18 protein-coding genes are annotated in these 22524 nt (G+C 65.1%); 8 read left to right on the plus strand and 10 right to left on the minus strand.

Annotation, left to right across the window (positions count from 1 at the left end):
* Positions 1-19 precede the first annotated feature (19 nt).
* The 7 genes from arfA to VE25_RS06830 all read right to left on the minus strand — a co-directional run bounded on the left by arfA (position 20) and on the right by VE25_RS06830 (position 7854).
* The gene (gene arfA, locus VE25_RS06800) at positions 20-1522 is read right to left on the minus strand and encodes an arabinosylfuranosidase ArfA (protein ID WP_046107824.1); all 1503 of its coding nucleotides are present in this window, start codon (positions 1520-1522) and stop codon (positions 20-22) included.
* Between the two features lie 91 nt (positions 1523-1613).
* Positions 1614-2927 carry an extracellular solute-binding protein gene (locus tag VE25_RS06805; protein ID WP_046107825.1) on the minus strand — a complete coding sequence of 438 codons (1314 nt, stop codon included), beginning with the start codon at positions 2925-2927 and terminating at the stop codon, positions 1614-1616.
* A 60-nt stretch (positions 2928-2987) separates the two neighbouring features.
* Positions 2988-3827, minus strand: coding sequence for a carbohydrate ABC transporter permease (locus VE25_RS06810; protein WP_046107826.1), 840 nt, complete (start codon positions 3825-3827; stop codon positions 2988-2990).
* Between the two features lie 2 nt (positions 3828-3829).
* Positions 3830-4750 (minus strand): carbohydrate ABC transporter permease, encoded by a 921-nt coding sequence (locus VE25_RS06815; protein WP_052731782.1) that lies wholly within the window; start codon positions 4748-4750, stop codon positions 3830-3832.
* Positions 4743-5834, minus strand: a complete 1092-nt coding sequence (locus VE25_RS06820; RefSeq protein WP_046107827.1) for an ABC transporter ATP-binding protein — start codon at positions 5832-5834, stop codon at positions 4743-4745. Before VE25_RS06820 ends, VE25_RS06815 begins: the two co-directional genes overlap by 8 nt.
* A gap of 172 nt (positions 5835-6006) precedes the next feature.
* Positions 6007-7020, minus strand: coding sequence for a LacI family DNA-binding transcriptional regulator (locus VE25_RS06825; RefSeq protein ID WP_046107828.1), 1014 nt, complete (start codon positions 7018-7020; stop codon positions 6007-6009).
* 72 nt (positions 7021-7092) lie between these two features.
* On the minus strand, positions 7093-7854 hold the full coding sequence (locus VE25_RS06830) for an SDR family NAD(P)-dependent oxidoreductase (RefSeq protein ID WP_046107829.1): 762 nt from the start codon (positions 7852-7854) through the stop codon (positions 7093-7095).
* A gap of 103 nt (positions 7855-7957) precedes the next feature.
* Here VE25_RS06830 and VE25_RS06835 point away from each other — a divergent pair, with 103 nt between their 5' ends.
* Both VE25_RS06835 and araD read left to right on the plus strand, forming a co-directional pair.
* Positions 7958-9400: an NAD-dependent succinate-semialdehyde dehydrogenase gene (locus tag VE25_RS06835; RefSeq protein ID WP_046107830.1), complete on the plus strand. Its 1443-nt coding sequence runs from the start codon at positions 7958-7960 to the stop codon at positions 9398-9400.
* Between the two features lies 1 nt (position 9401).
* Positions 9402-11132 (plus strand): L-arabinonate dehydratase, encoded by a 1731-nt coding sequence (gene araD, locus VE25_RS06840; RefSeq protein ID WP_052731783.1) that lies wholly within the window; start codon positions 9402-9404, stop codon positions 11130-11132.
* Between the two features lie 6 nt (positions 11133-11138).
* Here the strand turns inward: araD and VE25_RS06845 are convergent, their stop codons facing one another.
* Positions 11139-11915, minus strand: a complete 777-nt coding sequence (locus VE25_RS06845) for an HpcH/HpaI aldolase family protein (protein ID WP_046107831.1) — start codon at positions 11913-11915, stop codon at positions 11139-11141.
* A gap of 62 nt (positions 11916-11977) precedes the next feature.
* Here VE25_RS06845 and VE25_RS06850 point away from each other — a divergent pair, with 62 nt between their 5' ends.
* Entirely contained in the window at positions 11978-12877 is a 900-nt protein-coding gene (locus VE25_RS06850) for an SMP-30/gluconolactonase/LRE family protein (protein ID WP_046107832.1), read from the plus strand.
* 26 nt (positions 12878-12903) lie between these two features.
* Here VE25_RS06850 and VE25_RS06855 read toward each other — a convergent pair whose 3' ends face one another.
* Positions 12904-13593: a GntR family transcriptional regulator gene (locus VE25_RS06855; RefSeq protein WP_046107833.1), complete on the minus strand. Its 690-nt coding sequence runs from the start codon at positions 13591-13593 to the stop codon at positions 12904-12906.
* An 89-nt stretch (positions 13594-13682) separates the two neighbouring features.
* Here VE25_RS06855 and VE25_RS06860 point away from each other — a divergent pair, with 89 nt between their 5' ends.
* From VE25_RS06860 to VE25_RS06880, 5 genes are read left to right on the plus strand one after another with little or no spacing between them, the layout of a single operon-like run.
* Entirely contained in the window at positions 13683-14711 is a 1029-nt protein-coding gene (locus VE25_RS06860) for an Ldh family oxidoreductase (protein ID WP_083988773.1), read from the plus strand.
* Positions 14708-15943 (plus strand): iron-containing alcohol dehydrogenase, encoded by a 1236-nt coding sequence (locus VE25_RS06865; RefSeq protein ID WP_046107835.1) that lies wholly within the window; start codon positions 14708-14710, stop codon positions 15941-15943. Before VE25_RS06860 ends, VE25_RS06865 begins: the two co-directional genes overlap by 4 nt.
* 5 nt (positions 15944-15948) lie before the next feature.
* Complete coding sequence (locus tag VE25_RS06870; RefSeq protein ID WP_046107836.1) at positions 15949-17427, plus strand: NAD-dependent succinate-semialdehyde dehydrogenase; 1479 nt, start codon at positions 15949-15951, stop codon at positions 17425-17427.
* Between the two features lie 29 nt (positions 17428-17456).
* Positions 17457-18566 carry a mandelate racemase/muconate lactonizing enzyme family protein gene (locus tag VE25_RS06875; RefSeq protein ID WP_046107837.1) on the plus strand — a complete coding sequence of 370 codons (1110 nt, stop codon included), beginning with the start codon at positions 17457-17459 and terminating at the stop codon, positions 18564-18566.
* A 25-nt stretch (positions 18567-18591) separates the two neighbouring features.
* Positions 18592-20199 (plus strand): ABC transporter substrate-binding protein, encoded by a 1608-nt coding sequence (locus VE25_RS06880; protein WP_046107838.1) that lies wholly within the window; start codon positions 18592-18594, stop codon positions 20197-20199.
* A gap of 57 nt (positions 20200-20256) precedes the next feature.
* Here the strand turns inward: VE25_RS06880 and VE25_RS06885 are convergent, their stop codons facing one another.
* The gene (locus VE25_RS06885; protein ID WP_052731784.1) at positions 20257-22437 is read right to left on the minus strand and encodes an alpha-amylase family protein; all 2181 of its coding nucleotides are present in this window, start codon (positions 22435-22437) and stop codon (positions 20257-20259) included.
* Positions 22438-22524 lie beyond the last annotated feature (87 nt).

Genomic DNA, 22524 nt, shown 5'->3' on the forward strand with positions numbered 1-22524 from the left:
TCTCCTCGATTGCAGATATTCAGTTGACGACGATGACGTTCCAGGATGCCGGCTTGAGCCTCGCCGACAGCGTTTCTCCTTCCAGGGCGACATCCGTTATGGTGCCGGGGCGGATATTGTCGGGGTTGTCCCTCGTGTTGGTGGCCTTGAGGTCGGCATTGGCGATCTCGTGCGTCGCCAGGATGCGCGTGGCGCCCAAGCCCTTGAGCGCCACGGTCAGATCCATGGGCTCATGGAGATTCCGGTTGAGCGCGAAAACCACCGTCTGACCCTCCTCCTCCTGATGCAGGACGGTGGAGACGAGATAGGGGATGTCGGCCGCGGCCTTGGTGGTGGTGTATTCGGAGCTGACCGTCTGGCGCATGATCCTGCCGCGGCCATATCTGCTGGCCAGCGACAAGGGCCAGAAGATGGTCTGCCGCCAGGCCGGCCCGTTGTCCTGCGTCATGATCGGGGCGATGACATTGATCAACTGGGCGAAACACGCGGCCTTGACGCGATCCCCGTTGTTGATGAGCGTCTGCATGGCGCCGCCGATGAGCAATGCGTCCTCGACCGTGTAGACGTCCTCGATCAGGGGCAGCACTTCCGGCCATTCGCCTTTTTTCGCGAACTTGTCCTCGTACTTCCAGCGCGCGGCGATGTTCCATTCGTCGAAGGAGAGCATGATGCGCTTGGGCGAGCGCTTCTGAGCCGCCACGGCATCGCACATCGCCACCGTTTCCTTGATGTAGGCGTCCATCAAGTCGATGTTGGCGAAGAACTCCATCGTGTCCGGGTTGTTCTTGAAGTAGGTGTGTGGCGCCAGGAAATCGATGTAGTCGAAGGCGTTCTCCAGGACGACGCGCTCCCAGTCGCCATAGTGGCTCATATTGCGGTTCGACGAGGCCGAGGCGGCGACCACGATGTCCTTGTCGATCCACTTGATGATCTTGGCGGCCTCGGCGACGATGCGCCCGTATTCCCGGGCGGTCTTCTGCGCGATCTGCCACCGGCCGTCGGGCTCGTTGCCGACGCACCAGAACTTGACGTTGTGCGGTTCCTCGAAGCCATTGGCGCGGCGGCGATCGCTCATCGTCGTGCCGCCCCTGATGTTGCAATACTCCACATGACCCCAGGCGCCGTTGAGATCGCGCGAGGCCACATTGGTGGCCAGCATGGGCTCAATGCCGGTCTTGCGGCACCACTTGATGAATTCATCGGTGCCCATCTGGTTGGTTTCCGTCACGAAGCGCGACAGCTCCAGCCGGCGCGGGCGCTTGTCCTTGGGACCGATGCCGTCTTCCCAATTATAGCCCGAGAGCATGTTGCCGCCGGGATAGCGCACGATGGTGCAGCCGAGCTCCTTGACCAGTTCGATGACGTCCTGGCGGAACCCGTCCTCATCGGCGGTGGGATGGCCCGGCTCATAGATGCCGCCATAGATGCAGCGGCCCATATGTTCGGCAAATTGTCCGAAGACGCGCCGGTCGAGATCGGAAAGGACGAAGTCCTTGTCGACGATGACGCTAGCTCTGGTCATGAAAGGCTCCTGGCGCCTCAAGCGCGGGTAAAGTTTGGAGAGTGAAGGGAGAAGGCGGCCGCGGGCACCGGCCCGCGGCCGAGGCGCCTGTTCAGCGCAGGCGCGACAGATAGGTGTTCACGCGTTCTTCGGCGGCAGCGAAAGCCTCGTCGGTGGACTTCTGGTCCTGCAGGGCTGCGAGCAGCTCCTCGCCGATGAATGGCTGAATGATGCGCTGCTGCGGCACGTCCTTCGGCAGGTGCTCGGCGATGGGTGGAATCTCGGCGAAGCCGATGCGATAGGGCATTTCGGTGAATGCCGGATCGCTCATCAGCGAAGTGCGCATGGGCAGGTGGCCGGCGCGTGCCCAGTGGATGTTGTTCTCGAACAGGAAGCGCAGGAACCTGAGGGCCGCCTCGCGCTTCTCCGGTGTTGCGGCGCCACCCTTGAGCATCACCCAGGAATGGCTGGACGACCATACGGCGGGCTCGCCATTGATGGCGGGGAAGACGTGGGCCACGTAGCCTTCCAGCGCGCCGCCGGTCTGCTCGGACAGGCGGACCATGTCGCCGATCTGCCAGGTCCCGCCGATCAGATTGCCGTATTCGCCATTGGAGAAGCCGGTAAAGGCGGAGGCCCAGTCGGGGATCAGAACGAGAAGCCCCTCATCCTTCATCTGCTTGAGCGCTTCGAAGGCTTCCTTTGCACCGGGCGAGTGCAGGTCGATCTGGTTGGTCGATTCTGGAAACAGGTTGTAGTTGGCCTGCATCAGCATCGTATAGAGCGTGCGGGACATGGCGTTGGAATCGAGCGTCAACGCCAGATAGGGCAGGCCGGTGGCCTGCTTGAACTGGCGGGCGTGCTCCATCATTTCCTCGATGCTGGTGGGGTAGACCGGCGCCCCGACCTCGCCCAGGCCGGCTTCGGCCATCGTGCCGCTATTGGTGTGCCAGAGCCAGGTGACGAAATCCTGGGGCAGGGCGTAGATCTGGCTGTCGATGGTGACGTTTTCCCGCGGGCCGGGGGCGATGTCCTCCACATCGATGCCGGCTTCGGTGAAAGCTTCGTCGAGGGGCGTGATCATGTCGCGCTTGACGAAGTTGATCAGCATGTCCCCGTGCATGACCGAGATGTCCGGCACATCGCCGCTGGCGATGCGCCCGGCCAGCTGCTCGTAATAAGGGCCCCATTCCACGATCTCGGGCACGACGCGCACATCGGGGTTTTCAGCGTTGAAGATGTTCGTGAGCGTGGTGATCACGCCGCATTCGTTGGATGGCGTACCGGGATCGGTGTTGGTTCCAAAATCGGCCTCGCAGGCCCCGAAGAAACGTGCGAACCGGACTTCGGTCTGCGCTTGCGCCATGGTGGGCACAGCCAAGCCCAGGGCAAGCGCCCCCAGGGCCACGAAAGTCGTCAGTTTCATTTTTCCCTCCCTTGGGATTGAAAGACTGCTTGGCAGTCTGAGCCGCGCAAAGGAGCGCGGTTAGCGGATCGCCGCCCCGGCCACGGCCCGGACGACGTATTTCTGAAAGAAGATGTAGAGGATGAGCATGGGCAGGCCGGCAAAGACCGCCTGGGCCATGAGATAGCCAAGGCCTTCCGACTGATCGATATTCGTCTGCGTGGCGGCCAGGCCCACGGTCAAGGTGTACATTTCGGGGCGCGTCGCCGAGATCAGCGGCCAGAGATAATCGTTCCAGGAGTGCAGGAAGGTGAAGATGGCCAGGGTTGCCATGGCGGGCACCGCCAATGGCAGGGTGATCTCCCAGAAAATCCGGAACCGGCTGGCATTGTCGAGCTTGGCAGCTTCTTCGATCTCGAGGGGAATCGCCCGGAAATAGGCTGTCATCAGGAACACGCCGAAGGGCCCGGCGAGCCCCGGCAGGATCAGCGCCTGGAACGTGTTGTGCATCTGCCAGTCGTTGAACATCTTGTGCAGCGGCACGATGACCGCGTGCTGCGGGATGGCCAGACCCATCAGCACCAGGATGAAGACGAGGTTCCGCCCGGGAAAGTCGATGCGGGCGAAGCCGTAGCCGGCCAGGCAGGAGATCGCCACGACCAGGACGGTCTGGGTGACGGTGACGATGAGGGTATTGCGCAGCCAGACGCCCAGATTGGACGTGACCATCAGGTCCGCGTAGTTCTCCAGCGTATAGGGGAAGCGGAATACCGCGTTGGGATCGACCACCAGTTCAAGGCTGTTCTTGAAGCTGAGGCCGACGATCCAGACAAGCGGCACCATCCAGGCAATGGCCAGGATCACCACCGAGGCGACGAGAATCTGCTCGCTCATCGGACGGGCAATGGTCTTGCTGGCCATGATCAGAACTCCTGTTTGCGGCGGCTGACCCAGAACTGCAGGCCTGCGGCGACGATCATGATGACGAAGAGCACCTGGGCCGCCGCGGAGGCGAAGCCGGCCGTCCATTGCCGGAACCCGGCCTCGTAGACGAATTGCACCATGCTGCGGGTCGAGTTGTTGGGGCCGCCCGCCGTCATCAGGTTGATCTGTCCGAATACCTGGAACTGGGCGATGATCTGGATGATGGTGACCAGCACCACCGTGCGCCAGATGGAGGGGATGGTGATGTGCCACAGCGTCTGCCAGGGCGATGCATTGTCGAGTTCGGCGGCCTCGTAAATTTCGCCGGGAATCTGCTGCAGGGCGGCCAGGAACAGCACCATGGGCAGGCCGATGCCCCACCAGATGGTGGTAACCGCGATGGCTTGCAGCGCCCAGTTCGGATCCTGTAGCAGGGCAATGTTCTGGATGCCGAAAACATCGAGAAAATTTTGCAGCAGGCCCTTTTGCGGCAGGTAGACCGCACGCCAGATCAGGGTGACGATGGTCACCGAAAGCACGTTGGAGGCAAAGAACAGGGTGCGCAGGGTGGCTGCCCACCATGTCTGCCGGTTGAGCGCCAGGGCGATCAGCAGACCCAGCGCCACGAAGGTCGGCACGGTGAAGATGACGAATTTGAAGGTGTTGACGACAGCGCCCTGGAAGATGCGATCTGAGAACAGCTGCTGGTAGTTTTCGAGACCGATGAACTCGGCCTGTCCGGCGAAGAGGTCGAAGTACTGGAAGCTCATGATGAAGCCGAGCCCCAGAGGGTAGACCAGGAACACGACATAGAGCAGCAGATAGGGCGCGACGAAAAGCAGCTCCGTCCAGCTCCAGGATTTGAGCCTGGGGGTCGCCGCGGCCGTCATACCGGCAGCGGTCGAGGTCATATCAGTCATCGGCCTGGCTCCTTGCGGGATGGTGGCCGACGCCCTTGCCGTCGAAGATGTGCGTGCGCAGCGGGTCGATCTCGAGGCGAACCACATCCCCGAAGCGCACGCGGCTTTCCCCGACGTCCTCGGCAATCAATTGCTGTCCATCGGCGAGTTGGGTGTGCAGGACCGTCTTCTCGCCCAGGCGCTCCACCACATCCACCTTGGCCTCGATACTGCCCTGCGGGTTGATGCGCACCGCCTCCGGGCGAACGCCCAGCGTCAGGGCACCCGACAAATCCGCCGTGGGAACGGCCGTCCTGATATCGTGGCCGCCGAGGGTGATCCGGGCACCGTCCCCTTCGGAACGCAGCTCGCCGATCTCGAGGAAATTCATGGCCGGCACCCCCACGAACGAGGCAACGAACCGGGTGGAGGGGCGGCGATAGATCTCCATCGGTGCGCCGATCTGCTCGATCTTGCCGTTGCTCATGACCACGATCTTTTCCGCCATGGTCATGGCTTCGATCTGATCGTGGGTGACGAAGATCATCGTCGCGCCAAGGCGTTTGTGCAGCCGCGCGATCTCGACACGTGTCCGCGCCCGCAGCATGGCGTCGAGATTCGACAAAGGCTCGTCGAAAAGGAAGACCTCCGGGCTCTTGACGATGGCACGACCAATGGCGACGCGCTGCCGCTGACCACCGGACAGTTGGCCCGGCTTGCGATCGAGCAGGGCTTCGAGCTGCAGAATCCGGGCCGCCTCCTGGATCTTGGCCGCGACGGTAGCCTTGTCGACACCGATATTGCGCAGTCCGAAGCCCATGTTTTCGGCCACGCTCTTGTGCGGATAGAGCGCGTAGTTCTGGAAGACCATCGCGACGCCGCGCTGTCCCGGCGGCAGGTGCTCCACGCGTCGGTCTCCGATGCTGATCTCGCCCGCCGAGACGGGTTCGAGACCGGCGATCATGCGCAGCAGCGTGGTCTTGCCGCAGCCGGAAGGCCCCAGGAACACCACGAATTCACCGGGACTGACCGAGAGGGACAGATTGGCAATAGCCTCGTAGGCGCCAAATGCCTTGTTGATGCTTGTGAGTTCGATTCCGGACACTGGGTTCCTCTCCCTTGGCAGGCATGCGCCAGAGTTCAACTGGACACGCGCATGGAACGGACTTTTCGCCTCTTGTTCTCGCGACCACTAAAGCACAGGAAGATGCGTCTTGCAAGCGCTTGCAAAATCGATCCGAACGCGGCTGAAGAGGCGTCACTGGCCGGAGAGGTGGTTAGCGGACGGAGGTGCGCTCGACGATGGACACCGGCACGAGCTGGATATGGCGGGTTCGCTGGCCCGATCTGATTTGCTCGACCAGGACGTCTACGCAGCTTTCAATCAGCGCCGCCTTGTCCTGGCGGACCGTCGTCAGGCCGTATGGCGGCCATGACGCCAGTTCGATATCGTCAAAACCGACGATGGAGATATCTTCCGGCACGCGAAGCCCTGCGGCGCGAACGCCGTCTATGGCGCCGATGGCAGTGATGTCATTGGCGCAGAAGATCGCTTCGGGCCGGGTGTCCGCGGTGGCGAGCCTCAGCGCGGCGTCAAAGCCACCCTTGTAGGTATAGTCGCCGTGCTCGCGGGCGAACAATTGAACGCCCCGCTCCATGAGCCGGCCGACAAAGCCGGCCTCACGCTCCTGGGTTGTGTAGATGTGCTCCACGCCGGCAATGTAGGCCAGGCGGGAAAACCCTTTGTCGAGCAGGTAGTTGGCGACCGATCGGCCGCCCTCGACATTCTCGCAGCGCACCGAGGAGAGCTTGTCCGAGGTCGCCGCCGAGCGGTTGAACAGCATGACCGCTGCGCCGTTCTTGTAGAGCAATTCGCCCAGCCGATCGGCATCCGCGATCGATGCGATGATGGCGCCGTCGACACGGGACTGCACCAGGCTCGGAGCGACGTCGTCCACCGTGATGTCGCCCCACACGGTGGTCAGCATGGTCCGGAAGCCATGCGTCGCCAGCCGGCGGCTCAGCGCGTCCACAACCTCAGGATAATAGGGATTGCGAATGTCGCCCATGACGAGACCGACAATCCCCGACCGGTGGGTCGCGAGGCTGCGCGCCACGAGGTTCGGTGTGTAGCCCAGCGCGTTGGCGGCATCGAACACGCGCTCCTTGGTTTTCTTGGAGATCGACGCGCCGGGCGTGAAGGCCCTCGACACCGCCGAAATCGAAACGCCTGCCCGGGCCGCTACGTCCTGCACCGTCGGCCCGCGGCCCGAACCGTTCGAGTCTTCCATCGAACCTCCCCAGATCGGTCAGATCGATCCACAATCTCGATACCCCTGTTTTGCAGGCGCATGCAACCCGAACTATCGCCCGCCATCGACCGCAAAGTTCTGCTTGGTGATGTGGTTGCTGTCGTCCGCCAGCAGGAAAAGCACCATGCGCGCGATATCGTCCGGGATGATCGTTTCAGGAATGCATTGGGAATCCAACACGGCCTGCTGCTTGGCCGCGTCGAACCAGAGCCGCTTCTGCTTTTCCGTCATAACCGCCCCGGGCGTGATGACGTTCACGCGAATGCCGTCCCGTCCGAGCTTGTGCGCCAAGGAGCTCGTAAGCCCGATCAGGCCTGCCTTGGCGGCGGCATAGACCTGGACGTCGGGCGTTCCCTTGACCCAGGACAGCGAGCTCATATTGACGATGGAGCCGCCTCCGGCCGCCTTCATGAACGGCAGAGCCGCCTGGATGCAGAAGAAGACATGGCGCAGATTGACATTGATGGCCCATTCGAATTCGGTCACTCCGACCTTCTCCATGGGGGTGCGGAGGTCGTTCGCCGCATTGTTCACAAGGCCTTTCAGCGGGCCCATCTGCAGGGCGACCTTTTCCACGGCCCGGCCGGTTGCTTCGACGTCGAGCAGGTCGCATTCGATGAAGGTCGGGCGCGCATGCCCGCGCGCGGCGATCGCTTCCACCAAGGCCTCGGCCTCAGACACGGCAATGTCGATAAAGGCGACGCGGGCTCCGCTGCGTGAGAGATTCTCCACGATCGAAGCGCCAATGCCACTGGCTCCACCCGTAACGAGAATGGTTCGTCCCGCCAGGCTCGGGTAGACCGCGAACTGCATGCGAAGGCTCCTCAGTTGTCTGCACCATCCATAACAGTGTTTTGCAAGCGCTTGCAATATCCGGATGAGCAGTTATGTTCTCCCTGCAACCGGACCGAGAGCCATGTCGTATCAGCAACCGCACCTTTTCATCGGCGGCAAAAGCCTGCCGGATCCCGACACAGCGCGGCTGACAATCGTCAATCCCGCCACGGAGGAGGTGCTGGGTTCGGCGGCCACGGCAGGGCCGCGCGAGGTCGAGGCCGCCCTGCAGGCAGGGATCGCCGGTCATCGGTCCTGGCGCAAGACATCGCCATGGGCTCGTTCGGAAGCGCTTCGACGGATCGCCGCACTCATGCGCGAACGGCGCGACGCGATAGCCGAGACGATCACGCTCGAGACCGGCAAGCCCGTGGCCGAGTCACAGGCGGAAATCCAGAATGCCATCGACCATTTCGATTGGGCCGCCGACGAGGCGCGCCGCGTCTATGGGCGCAGCCTGCCGGGTCGCGAGGCCAATTCCCTTTTTCATATCGTAAACGAACCGGTCGGCCTGGTGCTGGCGCTGACCGCCTGGAATTTCCCGGTCAGCCTGCCGTCGCGCAAGCTGGCAGCCGCGCTTGCCGCCGGTTGCGCGGTGATCCTGCGGCCCGCCAACGAAGTGCCCGCGTGCGCCGCCGCGGTCGTCGCCTGCTGTCACGATGCGGGTCTGCCTGAGGGCGCGGTAAACCTCATTTTCGGCGAGCCGGACATCACCGTCGCTCCGCTGATGGCCGCGCCCGAAATCCGAAAGGTGAGCTTCACGGGCTCTACCCGTGTCGGGCAGATCCTGATCCGGCAGGGCGCCGAGACCTTGAAGCGGATGACCATGGAACTGGGCGGACACGCGCCATTCCTCGTGCTCGAGGACGCCGACCCGGAGGCGGCGGCAAAGATCGGGGTGGCTTCCAAATTCCGCAATGCCGGCCAGGTCTGTACGGCTCCCAGCCGCTTCTTCGTCCATGAGCGGGTGGCTGAGTCCTTCGGGGCCGCCTTCGTCAGGGAGACGCGCCGCATCAGGCTGGGCGATGGCCTGGACCCGGCCGTCACCATGGGGCCACAGATCAGCGCGCGCCAGCGCGAACGCGCGGAGCGGCTGGTGGCCGACGCCGTCGAGAAGGGCGCCCGCGTCGGCACCGGCGGCGGGCGGCCCAAGGACCGCAATCGCGGCTATTTCTTCGAACCGACCGTGCTTTTCGATGTCGGTGAGGATGCGAAAATCCTGGACGAGGAGCCCTTCACCCCCATTGCCGCGCTGGTGACGGTGAGTAGCACCGAGGAGGCAATCGCGCGCGCCAACGCGCTCGAATACGGGCTGGCCGCTTATGCCTTCGGAACTTCGGAACGCCTGCTGGATCGCGTCGCCACCGAACTCGAGGCCGGATTGATCGGGCTCAACAGCGCCATGGTGTCGACGGCGGAGGCGCCCTTCGGGGGGATCAAGGCCAGCGGTTCGGGCCGCGAAGGCGGAAGCGAAGGCATCACCGACTACCTCAATACCAAGTTCATCCACCGCCGGAGCGCCTGACATGCGTCAGCCCAGGAAGACCCTCGATCAACTGCGCAGCCAGCTTTGGTTCAATGCCCCCGGTTCGGCCGGCGATCACAAGCGCCGCCGCATCCGGCAGGCCGGTTTCACGACCGACGACTTCCAGGGCAAGCCGGTGATAGGCATTCTTTCCACCTGGTCGGACTTCAATACCTGCCACGCCCATTTTCCGCAGCGCATCGAAGACGTGAAGCGCGGCGTCTGGCAAGCGGGTGGTTTTCCCGCCGTTATCCCGCTGCAAAGCGTGTCGGAAAGCTTTTCGCGGCCGACCGCCATGCTCTACCGGAACTTCCTTGCCATGGAGGCGGAGGAGGCAATCCGCTCGCATCCCGTGGACGGTGTGGTGCTGATGGGCGGCTGCGACAAGACCACGCCCGGTCTCATCATGGGCGCTGCATCGGCCGGCGTGCCCGCAATCTATGTTCCCGCCGGGGCCATGCTGCGCGGCCACTGGCGCGGTGCCACACTGGGCACGGGCACCAGCACCTGGCAGGCGGAGGCCGATTACCGCGCCGGCCGGCTGAACCAGGCCGAATGGGAGCAGCTCAGCCAGGCCAGCGTGCGCTCGACCGGCACCTGCAACACGATGGGCACGGCCTCCACCATGACCAGCCTGGTCGACGCGCTTGGCCTCTGCCTGCCCGGCGCCAGCTCCATTCCCGCGGTGGATGCCGAGCACGGCCGCATGGCCAGCACGGCGGGGCGGCGGATCGTCGAAATGGTGTGGGAGGATCTCAGGCTGACGGACATCGTCAGTCCCGCCTCGATCCGCAATGCCGTCATCACCGACATGGCCCTGTCGGGCTCGACCAATTCGCTCATCCACCTCATCGCAATGGCCCGGCGACTGGGTATCGAGCTGTCACTGGACGATTTTGACCGGGCCAGCGAGACCGTGCCGGTGGTGTGCAATCTCATGCCGGCGGGACAATACCTGATGGAGGACTTCCATTTCGCCGGCGGCCTGCGGGCGCTGCTGACCGTCATCGCACACCACCTGGATCTCACCACGCTCACCGTCACCGGGCGTACGTTGGGAGAGGAAATCGCCGGGGCCCGCGTCTGGAACGACGATGTCATCCGGCCGATCGACAATCCCGTCTATCCCAGGGGTGCGCTGATCGTGCTCAAGGGATCCCTGGCGCCGCGTGGCGCCATTCTCAAGCGCTCCGCAGCCTCCCCGGACCTGCTCAACCATACTGGGCCGGCCGTGGTGTTTCATTCCTATAAGGATCTGCACGCACGCATCGATGATCCGAGCCTGAACATCACCCGCGACAGCGTGATGGTGCTGCAGAATGCCGGGCCGGTGGGCGCGCCCGGCATGCCCGAATGGGGCATGCTGCCGATCCCAAGGCGCCTGCTCGCCGAAGGTGTGCGCGATATGGTGCGCATATCGGACGGCCGCATGTCCGGAACCAGCTTCGGCACCTGCGTGCTGCATGTGACGCCGGAATCCAGCATTGGCGGGCCTCTGGGACTGGTTCGGGACGGCGATCTTATCCGCCTCGATGCCGAGGGCCGCCGGCTTGATCTTCTCGTGGACGACGCCGAGCTCGAGGCGCGGCGGCGTGCCTGGCAGGCGCCGAGCCCCCATTACCAGCGCGGCTATGGCGCCATCTTCTCCCGGCACGTGGCGCAGGCCGACGAGGGATGCGACTTCGACTTCCTGAGTCGGGCGGGCACGACGCTGGACCCCGAGGTCCACTGACGACTGTCAGTCCTCCAGCTCGCGTAGGCGGGCATAGTCGGCCTGCACCTGGCTAGCGCCGCGCACGAGTATACCGATATCGAACGCTGCACCGACGAAGTCGAATCCTTCGGCAAAGGGTGATGCGACCTTGTCGGGCACGTAGGCCAGCGTGCCGGGCGACTTGCCCGCTGCGGCGATGATCCTGGCTCCCTCGATCATGGCCGCGCGCACGTCCGGATGGTTGGCGTCGCCCAGATGGCCCATGTTGGCGGCCAGGTCATTGGGGCCGATAAAGACGCCGTCGATGCCGTCCACGGCGGCGATCTCGCCGCAGGCCTGGATAGCGGCGGGGGTTTCGAGCTGCACGACGACGGCTATCTCTTCGGACGCCGACGCAAAGCGCACCCGGCGTCCGTAGTCGGTCGCGCGGGTCGTGCCGGCCACGCCGCGAATGCCGTGCGGCGGATAGCGGGTGGCGGCCACGGCGGCGCGCGCTTCTTCGCCCGATTGCACATAGGGGAACATCAACGAGGTCACCCCCGCATCCAGTAGCCGCTTGACCACGACCGGCTCGTTCCAGGGCACCCTGACGATGATCTCGCTGCGCTGCCCCGCGGCCCGCAAATGGTCCACTACCTGCAACAGATCGTTGGGCGAGTGTTCCATATCGACCAGCAGCCAGTCGAAGCCGCTGCCGGAAAAGACCTCGGTGATCGTGGGGCTGCCCGAAGTCAGCCAAGCGCCGATCTGCCGCCGTCGGGCCAAAAGCCCCTGTTTGAACCGGTTGGGAAGTCTATTCACGCTTGCTCTCCTCTTGTCCGCTGGTATGTTATTGTGCAAGCGCTTGCAAAAAAAGGGGCATTATGGCTGAAACCGACTATGTCGTTCTCGATCCTCGCTTTAAGCCGCTCATCCGTTTTTCGGCCAGTGTACAGCGGCTATACCACGGCTGCGCGTGGGCTGAAGGGCCGGTCTACGTGCCGGCCTATCGGCAATTGATCTGGAGCGATGTCGTAAACGACCGCATGCTGCGCTATGACGAGATGTCCGGCAATGTCGGCATTTTTCGCCAGCCTGCCCAATACAGCAACGGCAATACGCTCGATTTTCAGGGCCGCCTGGTGACGTGCCAGCATGGCACGCGATCGGTCACCCGAACCGAATTCGATGGGGCGATCACAGTCCTGGCCGCCACCCATGCCGGCAAGCCGCTCAATTCCCCCAACGATGTCGTCGCCAGGTCCGATGGTACGATCTGGTTCACCGATCCAACATATGGGATCGATTCCGACTATGAAGGCCACAAGGCCACTTCGGAACAGCAGGGCGCCCACGTCTATCGGGTCGAGCCAGACGGCGATGTCGTGGCGGTGGCCGCGGATTTCGTTCAGCCCAACGGGCTCGCCTTTTCGCCGGACGAGAGCCTGCTCTATGTCTCCGACACCGGACTGAGCCACCAGTCCGATGGTCCCCGGCACATCCGGCGATTCGCTGTTGGCCGGAACAACAGCCTCAGCGGTGGCGAGATATTTGCCCAATGTACCGAGGGTGTATTCGACGGCTTTCGCGTGGACCGGGAAGGACGGCTCTGGGCAAGTGCCAGGGACGGCATACATTGCTATGATCCGAATGGTGCGCTGATCGGCAAAATACTGGTGCCTGAGCGCACCGCCAACCTCGCCTTTGGCGGGCCTAAGCGCAACATCCTCTATATCTGCGCCACCACGTCCCTGTTCTGCGTTCGAGTTGCTGTGAACGGATAGGCGATTTCCCCGACGCCACTGCCGCCTTATCGCGCGAACGCCTTGGTGAAGCGCTCGCGCGAACGCTCGAGGTGGTGGCGCATGGCGGTTTCCGAGGCTTGCGGGTCGCGGGCGGCCAGGGCATCGATGATCCGCTGGTGCTCGCCGATCGCGTCGGCGGTGACGCGGGCGTGGTAGAAGAGGCGGAAGAGATGCACATGGATGTGGAGGCCCGCCAGCGTCTCCTGGATCAGCTCGTTGCCGCTCGCTTCGGCGATGAGATCATGGAAGTCGCTGTCGAGCTGGGCGAAGCGGCCATAGGCTTCGCCGGCTGGCTCGTCCTCGCAGGCCTGCATGTCGGCGGCGAGCCTGACGAGGGCGGCGTGGGTCTCCTCGCTCATCGCCATTGCGGCGCGTGCCGCGGCGAACGGCTCCAGCAGCAGGCGCAGCTCATAGAGCTGCTCGAGCCGGGCGCTGTCCATCTGGTCGGCGGCGCTGTAGCCGATGAGGTGGGTCTTGACCACCAGCCCCTGCGCCTCGAGGCGCGAGAGCGCCTCGCGGATCGGGGTTTGCGAGACGCCGAGCTCGCGCACCAGCCGATCGACCGAGATGCGCCCGCCCGGCGGGATCTGCCGCGACATCAGCTGGGCGTAGATGACGTTGTAGACCTCTTCCCCGAGCCGGGTCGGGCGCTTGAGCGCTCCTGCCGCCGCGGCCCGCTTTTCGACTGTTACCATGAGCTGCCTGTTCGAACCCCATTGACGTCGCCCAGCGATAGCACCATAGTGCGCCGACTTCAATCAGATATCCGATCGGATTTTATATCGTGCCGTTGTTGCAGGTCGAAGAGGTTCGCAGGGTTGCCGGGGACGCGCTGATGCGCGTCGGCGTTCCGGTCGGCCATGCGGCCGAGCAGGTCGATCTGTGGCTCGATGCGGAACTGCGCGGGGTTCCCTCCCATGGCCTGCTGCGGCTCGAGCGTCTCGCCGAGCGGATCGGCAAAGGGTTGGCCGATCCAAAGGCTATCGGTCTCCACGAGTGGCGCGGCGCGGGCTTCCTTGCCGTCGATGGGCGGAAAGGTCTGGGACCGATCGTTGCCAATGCCGCGCTGGAGCAGGTCACGGCGCGGGCGCGCGAGACCGGCATCGCCGTCGCCGCCATCGCCAATTCCCAGCATATCGGCATGCTCGCCTGGTATGCCGAGCGGGTGGCGCGCGGCGGGCAGGTCGCCATCGTCCTTTCTACCAGCGAGGCGCTGGTGCATCCCTGGGGCGGGCGCAAGGCCCTGCTCGGCACCAATCCCATTTCCATCGGCATTCCGACCGGCGAGCCCGATCCCTTCGTCATGGATACGGCGACCAGCATCGTCTCCATGGGCGAGATCCACGACCGGGCGCACCGGCGCGAGCCGATCCCGTCCGATTGGGCGCTCGACGAGAACGGCAGTCCCACGACCGACGCCGAGGCGGCCAAGCGCGGCGCCATCGGGCCGTTCGGGCAGGCCAAGGGCTATGCCCTGGGGCTTGCCTTCGAGCTGCTGGTCGCAAGCCTTGCCGGTGCGGCGCTTGGGCCCGATGTGCATGGCACCCTCGATGCCGAATATCTCTGCAACAAGGGCGACATCTTCATTGTCGCCGATCGCGTGCAGACCGCCGGGCTTTCCACCTATCTCCAACTCATCCGCAATGCCGAGCCGGCCGAGGGCTTCGCGTCCGTCCTGGTGCCGGGCGAGCGTGGCCGCGCGTTGCGCGCCGAGCGGCTGAAGAGCGGCGTGCCGATCGCCGATCCCGTTTGGGCGCGCCTGCTGGCGCTGGCTTCGGATGACGTTCCGAAACGACAAGGTGCATCTACATGACTTCGCTGTTCGGCCTCTCGCGCCTGCCGCGCAATCTGGTGTTCGGGCGTGGCCAGCGCGCTGCCTTGCCCGGTTATGTCGCCGCGCTCGGCCGGCGGGCGCTGCTCGTCACGGACGAGCGGATGGCGGCGGATGCCGAATTCCGCCGCATGGCGGACGGCCTCATTGCGGCAGGCGTTGCCGTCGAGATCTATTCCGGCACGGTGGCCGAGCTGCCGGTCGACAGCATCGCCGAAGCGCTTGTCGCCGCGCGGCGGGCGCAAGCCGAGGTCGTTGTCGGGATCGGGGGCGGCAGCTGCATCGATGCGGCCAAGATCGTCGCCCTTCTCTCTGCCCATGGCGGTCAGCCCGCCGACTACTATGGCGAGTTCAAGGTGCCGGGCCCGATCCTGCCGCTGGTGGCAGTACCCACCACTGCCGGCACCGGCTCCGAAGTCACGCCCGTCGCCGTCGTTTCCGATCCTGAGCGCGCCGTGAAGGTCGGCATCGCCAGCCCCCATCTCGTCCCGCATACCTCCATCTGCGATCCGGAGCTGACCTATAGCTGCCCGCCGGGGCTCACCGCCGTCTCGGGCGCCGATGCGCTGACCCACGCGATCGAGGCGTTTACCACGCTACGCCAGCCGGCGAGCGGCACCATCGCCCATGAGCACGTGTTCGTCGGCAAGAACATCTTTTCCGACCGCTATGCGCTCGACGCCGTGCGGTTGATCTTTGCCAGCCTCAAGGCCGCCTACGATCATGGCGACGATATAGAAGCGCGCGACCGGCTGATGCTGGGCTCGACGCTGGCGGGCCTCGCCTTCGGCGTCGCCGGTACGGCTGCCGCCCACGCGGTGCAGTATCCCGTCGGCGCTCTGACCCATACGCCGCACGGGGCGGGGGTGGCGGTGATGCTGCCTTACGTCATGGAGTTCAACCGCTCGCATGCCGAGCCCGAGATGGCCGAGCTCGCCCTTGCCATGGGTCTTGATGTGGCCCATCTCGATCAGGCAGGCCGGGCGGGAGCCGCGATCGACGCGGTCGCCGCGCTCTTTGCCTCCATCGGCATTCCGCCCACCATCCGCGATCTCGGCGTTCCCGAGGATCGCCTCGACTGGACGGCGGAAGCGGCCATGGGTGCCGCCCGCCTCGTCAAGAACAACCCGCGCCCCCTCGACGTGCCGTCGATGACGCGACTCGTGCGTGCCGCCTTCACGGGCGACCGCGTGGGGCTACGAGCCGGAGTTTGAAAGCCATGAACGCACATAGCACCCCCACCACAAAGCTCAGCTTCGATCCGGCAAAGCTGCCGGCCGACCTCTGGATCGGCGGCAAATGGCGTCCCGGGTCCACGGGCAAGCGCATCGACGTGCTCGATCCCTCGACCGGCAAGCCGGTCGCCTCGATCGCCGACGCCAGTGTCGAGGATGCGCTCGAGGCCGTCGCCGCCGCCCATGCGGCGGGTCCCGGTTGGGCCGCAACGGCACCGCGCCAGCGCGGCGAGATCCTGCGCAAGTGCTTCGAGCTGATGAGCGAGCGCAAGGAGATGCTCGCCGAGCTCATCAGCCTCGAGAACGGCAAGTCGCTGGCCGACGCCAGGGGCGAGGTCACCTATGCCGCCGAATTCTTCCGCTGGTTCTCGGAAGAGGCGGTGCGGCTCAACGGCGAGATTTCGACGGCGCCGGGCGGCGCCAACAAGATCGTCGTCATGCACCAGCCGATCGGTGTTGCGGTGCTGGTGACGCCCTGGAACTTCCCGGCCGCCATGGCGACGCGCAAGATCGCCCCGGCGCTCGCGGCGGGCTGCACCTGCGTCCTGAAGCCCGCGACCGAAACGCCGCTCACCGCCTACGCGCTGGCCGATATCTACCGCGAAGCGGGTGTGCCGGACGGGGTGGTCAACGTCATCACCACCTCGAGAGCCGGCGCCACGGTCAGCGCCATGCTGCACGACCCGCGCGTGCGCAAGCTTTCCTTCACCGGCTCGACGGAAGTCGGGCGCAAGCTGCTGCACGAGGCGGCCGACACCATCGTCTCTTGTTCCATGGAGCTCGGCGGCAACGCGCCGTTCATCGTCTTCGACGACGCCGACCTCGAAGCGGCCCTTGACGGCGCCATGATCGCCAAGATGCGCAATGGCGGTGAGGCCTGCACCGCGGCCAACCGGTTCTACGTGCAGGAGGGTATCGTCGAGGCCTTCTCGCAGGGCATGGCCAGGCGCATGGGCGCGCTCAAGGTCGGCCCCGGCTACGAACCGGCAACGCAATGCGGGCCGCTCATCAACCACGATGCCGTCGAGCGCATCGGCGGGCTTGTCGACGAGGCAGTCGGCAAGGGCGCCAAGGTCCTCGCCGGCGGCAAGGCGGGGGAGGGCGAAGGCTTCTATTTCCCGCCGACGGTGCTGAGCGGCGTGCCCGGCGGATTGCGCATCACGCGTGAGGAGATCTTCGGGCCGGTCGTCGCCATCACGAGCTTTGTGAGCGAGGACGAAGTGGTCGCGGCCGCCAACGACACCGAATACGGGCTCATCTCCTACGTCTATTCCGGCGATCTGGCACGGGGCCTGCGCGTCTCGGAGCGGCTGGAGGCCGGCATGGTCGGGCTCAACCGCGGTCTCGTCTCCGATCCGGCGGCGCCGTTCGGCGGCGTCAAGCAGAGCGGGCTCGGGCGCGAGGGCGCCCACCACGGCATCATGGAATTCTGTGAAACCAAGTACATCGCCGTCAGCTGGTAGGCAGCTTTCGGCACGAGGGAGGACGTGCAGTGAAGATCACGAAAGTCGAGACGTTCCAGGTCGCCTGGGGCGAGGGCAAGGGCCGTTCCGCGTTCGTGCGGATCGAGACGGAGGACGGCCTTACCGGCCTCGGCGAAGCCTCGCCGATGCAGGGGGGATTGGCCTCGCTGACGATCATAGCCGCCGATATGGCCCCATTTCTCGTCGGGCAGGACGTTCTCGACCACGCGGTCCTTCTCGACACGCTCTTCCACAAATGCGTCAAGCTCGGCCCCGAGGGCGCGGCGACGGCGGCGCTCGCCGCCATCGATATCGCGCTCTGGGATTTGAAGGGCAAGCTTTTCGGCCAGCCGGTCTACAAACTCCTCGGCGGCGCCTGGCGCACGAGCCTTCCCTGCTACGCCTCGGTCGGCGGCAACGCCTGGCGCACGGTCGACCAGGTGGTGGAGGTCGTCGAGCGGCGCGTCGCCAAGGAAAAGCCGGCGGCGGTCAAGATCCGCTGGGACGGCGACCGCACCAAGCTCGACGTCGACATTCCCGGCGACATCGCCAAGGCCAGGGCCGTGCGCAAGGCCTTGGGCGACGATTTCGTCCTCGGGTTCGACGCCAACAACGGCTATTCGGTCGGCGGCGCCATGCGGGTCGGCCGCGCCCTCGAGGACCTCGGCTACACCTGGTTCGAGGAGCCGGTGCAGCACTACCACGTCTCGGCCATGGGCGAGGTCGCCCAGCGCCTCGACATCACCGTCTCGGCCGGCGAGCAGACCTATACGCTGCAGGGCCTCAAGGACCTCATCAACGCGGGCGTGCGCATGGTGCAGCCGGACATCGTCAAGATGGGCGGCATCACCGGACTCATGCAATGCGCCGCGATCGCCTACGCCAACGGCGTCGACCTCGTGCCGCATCAGACGCAGCCCTCCATCGGGCACCTCGCCAACCTTCACGTGCTCTCGACCATCATGCACCTCAACAAGCCCGTCGAGCTCGCCGACGGCTGGGAGCGGGTCGGCAGCGTCTTCAAGAACCCGTCGCAGCCCGATGCGGACGGGCTCTTCCATCTGCCGACCGCGCCCGGCCTCGGTGCGGAATTCAATGAAGAGGAGCTCCGCAAGAGGAGCATCCCGATTTCGGTTTGAAGCCACATAAGGGAGGAGGAACCCAATGGCTCTCTCGAGGAGAAGCTTTCTGATCAATGCCGGGGCAGCCGGCGCTGCCGCCGGCATCGGCCTCAACATTCCGGCGGCCTTGGCGCAGGAGGACATGATCACCATTGCGCTCGCGGCCCGCGCGCCGACCGGGGTCAACCCCCAGCAGACCGGCCTGACCGGCGGCGACAACTGGGCGATCTACCAGGTGTTCAATACCCTGGTGCGCAATCCGGACGGCAAGTTCGCCACGCGGCCCGAGGAGTTCGAGCCGAGCCTTGCCGAAAGCTGGGAAAGCTCGGCGGACGCCAAGACCTGGACCTATAAGCTCCGCCAGGGGGTGCAGTTCCACAAGGGCTATGGCGAGATGACTTCCGAGGACGTCATCTTCACCTATGGCCGGCACCTCGATCCGGATATCGTCACCGGCGGCAAGGTGCAGTTCGCCAATATCGAGAGCGTCGAGGGTCCTGATCCCTATACCGTCGTCTTTACGCTGAAGCGCCCGGACCCGCTGTTCAACGGCTCGGCCGTCTCGGTGCTGTCGGCGGCGATCCTCAGCAAGAAGGCGTTCGAGGAGAAAGGCGAGGGCTTCAATACCGATCCGGTCGGCACGGGCTGCTATCAGGTCGAGTCGTTCGACGCCAACCAGGGTGTGCTGCTGACAGCCTTTCCCGAGCACTTCGGCGAGCAGCCGGCGACCTCGCGGGTGCGTGTCTCGTTCATCGCGGACACCACGGCGCGCACGCTGGCCTTCGCCTCGGGGCAGGTGGACATGATCGAGGGCGTGCGCTCGCCCGGCTGGATTCCGTCCATGCAGCAGCGCTCGGCCGACACCATCTTCGATGCGACGGCGCCCGGCAGCTTCAACGTGCTGCATCTCAATCTCACCCGCGCCCCGCTCGATGACCTGCGCGTGCGCCAGGCCATCCGCTACGCCATCGACAACGAGGCGCTGGCCTCGGCCTATGGCCCGCTCGCGGCACCCATGGTCGGCATCATCGCCGCCCAGTTCCAGGGATCGGTGACCAAGGACGAGCTGCCGGACGATCTCAAGTACGACTACGATCCCGAGCGCGCCAAGGCGCTGCTGGCCGAGGCAGGCCATCCCAACGGCCTTTCCATCCCGTGCTACACCAGCCAGCGCGAGGACTATGCGGCGATCATGCTGATGATCCAGGAGCAGCTGCGCGCCGCCAACATCACGCTCGAGCTCGACATCATCGACCACACGGCCTTCCACGGGGAGAACCGGCAGGACAAGAACGCCATGCCGCTCAACTCCTCGAGCTATGGGCCGGTGCCGCTCAACGTCTTCCTGCAGCAGGTCTCGGCGGGCGCCGAGGTCAAGGCGGACGGAACGGGGCAGGGCAATTTCAGCCACTACGGCGTCGCCATCCCCGGCATCGAGGACCTGCTGACGCAGGCTCAGGACGAGCCGGATTTCGATGCGCGCACCGCTCTCGTCAAGGAGATCGAGAAGAAGCTGCTCACGGACCTGCCGATCCTCGGCATCATCACGTTGAGCTACGTCATCGCGCGCAATCCGCGCGTTGATATCGGCTTCCCGGTCGAGTCGGGGCCCGCCTACTGGCCGCTCTGGAAGGCGCGCCGCACGGCGTGAATGAAAAACGGCGCGCTCCCACTGGGAGCGCGCCGTTCCGTTTTCGGATGGCGGCGGTCAGCCGATCACGACGACCTCGTGGTCGAGGATGTGGTCCACGGTGAAGACCAGTTCGTCGCCGACGACAACCGCCGGCACGGACCGCCCGCCGACCCGCAGGTCGACCGTGTCGGCCGCCGAACCGATACTGAGGCGCACTTCCACCGGGCCGACGGGCACGAGGTCATACTGACGTCCCGGCTGGCGCGAGACGAGGAGCCGATTGTTGAGATGGAGGATATGGCGGTTTTCCTGCCGATAGAGCTCCGCGGTGACGATTCCATGCGTCCCCGAAAGCCTGACCTTGCTCCGCCCGCCGATCGCATGGCGCACGGCGTTGGCGATCAGCAGCGCATGCTCGAACTGGTCCTCGCGGGCAAAGCACCGGTCGATGTCGGCCGCGAACCAGATCAGCTTGCCGCCGGACGGGTGCGTCCGGACGGTGATCGCCGGCAGGTCGGTCTGCGGCTCGCGCATCCACGAGGTTTCCGGCGGGAAGATCGGGAAATCGGGAATGTAGGTCGCAAGGACCTGCGTCCCTTCGTCCGCGCTCATCACCGGCAGGTAGCCGCCGAAGGGCAGGGTGTCGGTTTCCTCGAGCCCGGAAAGGATCGGATGGCGCTTGCCGGTCGGCGCGGGAGCCGTCGCATCGTGCGGACCATAGACGCCCGCCCGCACTTCCGGGGAAAGGCGCAGATAGCTGTGCCGCTCGAAGATCTCGATGTTGGGATTGCGCTCGCCGGTGCCGCCATGGCTCCCGGCCTTGCGACGCACGCCGAAGAGCTCGGCCAGCGCCAGGTCCCCGCGGTCGTCGCCGAGGCTGTCGACGCTGGAGGTCTCGCCCGTCGCGATCACCGATCCGCCCTGCTCGACGAACGCCTTGATATGGCCGATCTGCTCGTCGCTGAGCGCCCCGACATTGGGCAGCACGATCGCGCCCACCCGCCCGAACGCGGTGGCGATGTCGTCGGCATGCAGCGGCACGTAGGGAATGGCGTGGCGGTCGAGCGCTTTGACGACGCCCCGGTAGGGCGCCATGGTCTTTTCCTTGGCCTCGCCTCGCCCGAAATAGTCGTGGTTCTGCTGCGACCAGACCACGCCGACATCCGGAAGGAGCTGCCGGTTGACGAGGATATCCTCGTTGGTCTCGTGCCAGGCGAAGATCGGCTCGGCGGTCGTGTACTGGCGCCGGTCCTCGTGCATCGCCCCGATATGGTGCCACCAGGGCTGGATGCCGCCGGCAAAGCCCGACGTCGCCCAGAGCCGCACTTCGGCGGGCGGCATGCTGGCGAGGCGGTAGGCGGGGTTGCCCAGCTGATATTGCGGCGTCGATTCCGGAATGAGCGTATTCCAGCCGGCGATCTCGTGCAGGCGCTTGCCGGCCTCCGTGTTCTGCTCGAACCCGTCATAGGCGTTGCGCCGCTGGTGGTCGAGCATGACGATGGCGCATTGGGCGAGGATCTGCTGCAGGTCGATGAAGCGGTGCGAATTGTAGAGCAGCTCGCCGCTGATCATGCCCATCCAGGTGCAGTGCTCGCCGCCAGCCGCCTTCGTCGTACGGTTGTTGAGCGCCCAGAGATCGGTGCGGCGCTGGAAGTTCCAGCGAATCCAGTCGCGATAGGCGCCGTCAGACCAGTCGTGGGACGTCGGCAGCTCCTTGCCGGCGAAGGCCCGGAACTGGCTCTTGCAGTTGTCGCAATAGCAGATCTTGTCGCGCGGCAGGCCCGCCCAGCTGTTGTCGGCAAAGCCGTCGGGGTTGCTGCGCGCGATGATCTCTTCCATCACGGCGGGCAGGTACTCCGTGTAATACGGCGAGCCGATGCAGGTGACGTACTTGTCGCCCTGGGTATAGGGCTTGCCGTCGATGTCGCGGCAGATCCAGTCCGGGTGCTCCTCGAAAAAGTCCTCGGCCACTCGGTTGGAGTCCATGCGCGCGATGACCTTCAGCCCTTCCTCGCGCGCCGCCTTGACGATCTCGCCGTAAAGGTCGCGCTCGCCGAGCTTTTCGGCGCGGTGGTGCAGCGGGAACTTGGAGGGGTAGTAGGCAACGATGCCGCCGGCATTGACGATGACGCCCTGAACCCGGGTCTTGCGCCAATGTTCGCGCCACCATTGCGCGTCGTAGCGTTCGGGGTCGCACTCGACGAGGTTCGTCTGCCCCCAGCGCAATGTCGTCTTGTACCAAGGTTCCACGTTCATCAGGGTCCTCCGCTCGCACTGAACTGTCGTGCGCCAGAGCTAGCCGAAAGCCCCCGCCGCGCCATCGTTCGACATACCGCCTTTCCG

It is taken from the genome of Devosia geojensis, from assembly GCF_000969415.1.
GTDB classification, from domain to species: Bacteria; Pseudomonadota; Alphaproteobacteria; order Rhizobiales; family Devosiaceae; genus Devosia; species Devosia geojensis.